Raw genomic sequence first — 4116 nt, forward strand, 5'->3', positions numbered from 1 at the left:
GTAGCACCAGCCCGTGCGCCAGGGTGCGCAGGTTGTCCAGCCGCACTGCGTCCAGGGCCGCGCTGTCCAGCAACACCGTACCCGCCCAGGGGCGCACGCCGTGGGCTCCTGCCAGGCCGCGGTCGGCCGTCACCAGGGCCGCCAGGTGCGCCCCGGCCGAATGCCCCATCAGCACGATGCGATCGGGGTCGGCTCCCCAGTCGCGTGCCTGGGCCTGCACGAAGGCCATCGCACGGGCCACGTCCCGGGCCTGCTCCAGCGGGTCGGCCTCGGGCAGCAGGCGGTAGTTGATCGAGACGAACGCATGGCCCTGCGGGAGCCAGCGTTGCACCTTGTGATGCACCACCCGGCGTAACGCCTTGTCGCCGAATCGCCATGCGCCGCCATGCACCATCACGAGGAGCGCGCCACTGGCCGGTCCCGACGGCAAGTAGGCATCCAGGCGTTGGCGCGGATGGGGGCCATAGGGGATGTCCCGGTCCAGCCGCGGGGGGCCGGCTTCGGCGGGGGGAATGGACGACGGATGCCGTGCCTCGGCCGGGCTGGCGCAGCCCAGCAAAGTCTGGCCGGTCAGGCCCAGGGCGCCCATCAGGAGCAAGCGACGGTGCGGGGACGGTTTCATGCAGAGCTCCGGCGGTGGCGATGAGCGCATCTTCGGCAAGGCTTGCAAAGCGCGAGGGGTTCGGATGTCAAGAATCGTGAAGCCGCAGCAACGCTAGCCCAGCGCCCGGCGCCAGGCGGCGTCCTCCAGATGCTGCGCCACGGCATCGGCCAGCCGGTTCAGGCTGGCTTCGCGCAGGGCGTTCAGGTCGATGGCGGCGGCGGCGTCGAGCCCTGCCCAGCGCAGCAACGCGGCCTGGGCCTCGGGGGCGTCGAAAAGACCGTGCACATAGGTGGCCAGGATCTGGCCGCCGGGGTCGCGCACACCGTCGGGGCGGCCGCCGAGATCGAGCAGCGGGTGGTCCAGCGCCGCGCCCGTGCTCACGCCCGCGTGGATCTCGTAGCCCGCTACCGCCTCGCCGCCGGGCAGCAGCCGGCCGTGCACCTGGCGCAACTGTTTCTCGGGCGCGAGTGTGGTCTCCAGGGCCAGCCAGCCCAGGCCCGGCATCGAGCCCGGCGGGCCCTCCAGGCCCTGCGGGTCGTGCAGCGCGCGACCCAGCATCTGCAGGCCGCCGCAAATGGCAATCAGCTTGCCGCCATAGCGCAGGTGGCGGGCCAGGTCGCGGTCCCAGCCGCGTTCGCGCAAGGCGCGCAGGTCGGCCTGCACACTCTTGCTGCCCGGCAGCACCACCAGGTCGGCCGGGGGCAGCGGCTGGCCCGGGCCGGCGAGGATCAGCTCCACCTGCGGGTGCATGCGCAGCGCATCCACGTCGGTGTGGTTTGAAATGCGCGGCAGCACCGGCACCACCACGCGCAGGCGCTGCGCATCGGTCTTGGCCAGACGCTCGCGGGGCAGGGCGTCCTCGGCATCGAGCATCAGGCCGGTGAGGTAGGGCAGCACACCCAGCACGGGTTTGCCGCTGCGATCCTCCAGCCAGCGCAGGCCCGGTTCCAGCAGCGACACGTCGCCGCGGAAGCGGTTGATCACGAAGCCGCGCACGCGGGCGCGTTCGCTGTCGCTCAGGCAGTCCAGCGTGCCCAGCAGGTGGGCGAAGACGCCGCCGCGGTCGATGTCGGCCACCAGGATCACCGGGCAGTCCACCGCTTCGGCAAAGCCCATGTTGGCGATATCGCGCTCGCGCAGGTTCACCTCGGCCGGGCTGCCTGCGCCTTCCACCAGCACCACTTCGTGGGCGGCGCGCAGCCGCTCGTAGCTCTCCAGCACATAGGGCAGGGCCAGCGGCTTGTACTCGTGGTATTCGATCGCATCGGCATTGAAGCGCGCGCGGCCCTGGATGATCACCTGCGCGCCGGTGTCGCTGTTGGGCTTGAGCAGCACCGGGTTCATGTCGGTGTGCGGCGCCAGCCCACAGGCCTGGGCCTGCAGCGCCTGCGCGCGGCCGATCTCGCCACCGTCGGCCGTCACGGCCGAGTTCAGCGCCATGTTCTGCGGCTTGAAGGGCGCCACGCGCCGGCCGTGGCGATGGAAGAGCCGGCCGAGCGCCGCCACCAGCGTGGACTTGCCGGCATCGCTCGTGCAGCCCTGCACCATCAGCGTGCCGCGGAAGCGTTCATAGAAGGAGGGCATCGCGCGATTATGATTTCGCCCGGCCCGCCCCATGTCCTTCGCCCCTCCATCCTTCCCCTTCGACCTTGCGCTCGCGCAGCCCGGCTGGCTGTGGAGCCTGTGGCTGGGTGTGGCACTCGATGCCTTGCTGGGTGAACCGAAGCGCTGGCATCCGCTGGTGGGTTTCGGCCGCTGGGTGGGGTTCATCGAACACAGGCTGAATCGTTCCCCCTCTAAAGGGCGCGGCCTGCTGGCCTGGAGCCTGGCCGTGGGGCCGATCGTGGGCGGCTTCCTGGCCTTGCGGGCTGCCACTCCCGAGGCCTGGCGCTGGGGGCTCGATGGCCTGGTGCTGTACGCCGCGCTGGGCCTGCGCAGCCTCTTCGAACACGTGTGGCCCGTGGGGCAGGCGCTGCAGGCGCAAGACCTGCCCACCGCGCGCCGCGCCGTGCAGCGCATCGTCACGCGCGACTGCAGTGCCCTGGACGAAGCCGGCGTGGCCACGGCGGCCGTGGAGTCCACGCTGGAAAACGGCAGCGATGCCGTGTTTGCCAGCCTCTTCTGGTTTGCCATTGCGGGCGCGCCGGGCGCGCTGCTGCACCGCCTGGCCAACACGCTGGATGCCATGTGGGGCTACCGCACGCCGCGCTTCCTGCACTTCGGCTGGGCCGCGGCGCGCATCGATGACATGTTGAACTGGCTGCCCGCCCGCGCCACGGCCTTCAGCTATGCGCTGCTGGGCCACACCCGCCGCGCCTGGCGCTGCTGGCGCGCCCAGGCGTCCTTGTGGGACAGCCCCAACGCCGGGCCCGTGATGGCCGCCGGCGCGGGCGCGCTGTCGCTGCGCCTGGGCGGGGCGGCGCGCTACCACGGCCGTGTGGAAGAGCGGCCCGCACTGGGGGAGGGCGAGCGCCCGCAGGCGGCTGATGTGCACCGCGCCTGCGCCCTGCTGGGCCGCGTGCTGGTGCTGTGGCTGCTGGTGCTCAGTGGGCTGGCTGGGGTGGCCGCATGATCCCGGCTGCGCCCCGCATCCCCCACGGCGCTGACCTGCATCGCGCCATCGCACGCTACGGCTGCGCGCCCGGTGGCCAGCCCTGGCTCGACCTTTCCACCGGCATCAACCCCTGGGCCTGGCCGGTGCGCGAGCACTTGGCGCGGTTGCCTGACGCGGCCTGGCACGACCTGCCCGGCCCGGACGCCGCCGTGCGCGAGGCCTTCGAGGCCGCCTATGGCGAAGGCGCGCTGCCCGTGGCCGGCTCGCAGGCCGTCATCCAGGCCTTGCCCCGCTTGTGGCGGCGGCACTGGGGTGCCGCCCAGGTGCAGGTGCTGTGGCCCAGCTATGGCGAACACGCCGCCCGCTGGGCGCTGGAAGGCCACGCCGTGCAGGGGTTGAGCCGCGAACACCTGGGGCAAGCCGAGGCCGACGTGATCGTCATCGCCCACCCCAACAACCCCACCGGCGATACCTTCGACACCCCACGCGTGCAGGCCCTGGCTGCACGCTGCCGCCTGCTCGTCATCGACGAAGCCTTCCTGGACGTCACCGGCCAGCCCAGCCATGCCCGCCTGGGCTTGCGCAACGCGGTGGTGCTGCGCTCGCTGGGCAAGTTCTACGGCCTGGCGGGGCTGCGCGTGGGCGCGGTGGTGGCGCCAGAGGCCTGGCGCGAGGCCCTGGCCGCTGAGCTGGGCCCCTGGCCCGTGGGCGGCGTGGCCTTGCAACTGGCTGCCGCGGCGCTGCGTGATACCCATTGGCAGGCGGCCCTGCGCGGGCGCCTAGAGGCCCAAGCGCAGGCCCTGGGTGCGCTGTTGACGCGCCACGGCCTGCCGCACCTGGGCACCACGCTATTTCGCACTGTGCCCACTTCCCGCGCTGCGGCGCTGCACGACGCCTTGGCCGCGCAGGGCGTGTGGACGCGCCTGTTCGACCTGCCCGCGCCCGCCGGCCACGAGGG

Annotated in this window: 4 protein-coding genes; 2 read left to right on the forward strand and 2 right to left on the reverse strand. The window is 72.5% G+C overall.

Annotated elements, in window-relative coordinates; genetic code table 11:
- A partial coding sequence (locus ACK42S_RS15100) for an alpha/beta hydrolase (RefSeq protein WP_409709311.1) occupies positions 1 to 622 on the reverse strand: 622 nt, incomplete at its 3' end.
- Positions 623 to 715: 93 nt separating this feature from the next.
- A complete protein-coding gene (locus tag ACK42S_RS15105; protein WP_409709314.1) occupies positions 716 to 2221 on the reverse strand; it encodes a cobyric acid synthase in 1506 nt (501 codons plus the stop codon).
- Between ACK42S_RS15105 and cbiB the strand changes: the two genes are divergently transcribed.
- Together cbiB and ACK42S_RS15115 are read left to right on the forward strand one after the other, a co-directional pair.
- Entirely contained in the window at positions 2220 to 3176 is a 957-nt protein-coding gene (gene cbiB, locus ACK42S_RS15110) for an adenosylcobinamide-phosphate synthase CbiB (protein WP_409709317.1), read from the forward strand. The genes ACK42S_RS15105 and cbiB overlap by 2 nt on opposite strands.
- The coding region (locus ACK42S_RS15115) for an aminotransferase class I/II-fold pyridoxal phosphate-dependent enzyme (RefSeq protein WP_409709320.1) at positions 3173 to 4116 on the forward strand (944 nt) is incomplete at its 3' end. The genes cbiB and ACK42S_RS15115, both read left to right, overlap by 4 nt.

Source organism: Caldimonas sp. (assembly GCF_046289365.1).
GTDB lineage: Bacteria > Pseudomonadota > Gammaproteobacteria > Burkholderiales > Burkholderiaceae_C > Caldimonas.